This is a genomic window from Flavobacterium cupreum, from assembly GCF_003996965.1.
In the GTDB taxonomy this organism is placed as follows: domain Bacteria; phylum Bacteroidota; class Bacteroidia; order Flavobacteriales; family Flavobacteriaceae; genus Flavobacterium; species Flavobacterium cupreum.
Map to the genome: position 1 here is coordinate 1 of NZ_QWDM01000086.1, position 423 is coordinate 423.

A 423-nucleotide genomic window follows, 5' to 3' on the forward strand; every position below is an offset into this window, starting at 1 on the left:
ACAGCCGAGCTGCCGTTGGGCCATGTGGTTGCGGGTGACTTCCTCTACGACCAAATCTCCGCCAATCTGGTCTCCACGGCCCAGCTGCCTAAAGAAGTGTTCGAGAACGTCCAACGCTTTTCTGCAGGGGACGAGAGCTCGCAGCTCAAAGGCAAGCTGCTCAAGCTTATCTTTCTAATCAACAAACTACCTGCCGACGCCGCCCTCGACATCGGCCTGAAGGCAACTGAAGACATGCTGGCCGACTTGTTGGTGACAGACTTGGCTGCTGGTTCCGCTGCGCTGCGCAAGCAACTTCCCGAGCTGTTGCAGAAGTTGCAGAACGAGGATCGTCTCATCATGTCCATGGCCGGCTCCAATGGGCTGGAATACCGACTGCAGACGCGCGAGTCAAGTGCCTGGTACGACGAATTCCGCGTCCAG

Annotated in this window: 1 protein-coding gene; it reads left to right on the plus strand. The window is 57.4% G+C overall.

What is annotated here, in order from left to right; genetic code table 11:
• The coding region (locus D0817_RS26740; protein ID WP_202866522.1) for a hypothetical protein at positions 1-423 on the plus strand (423 nt) is incomplete at both ends.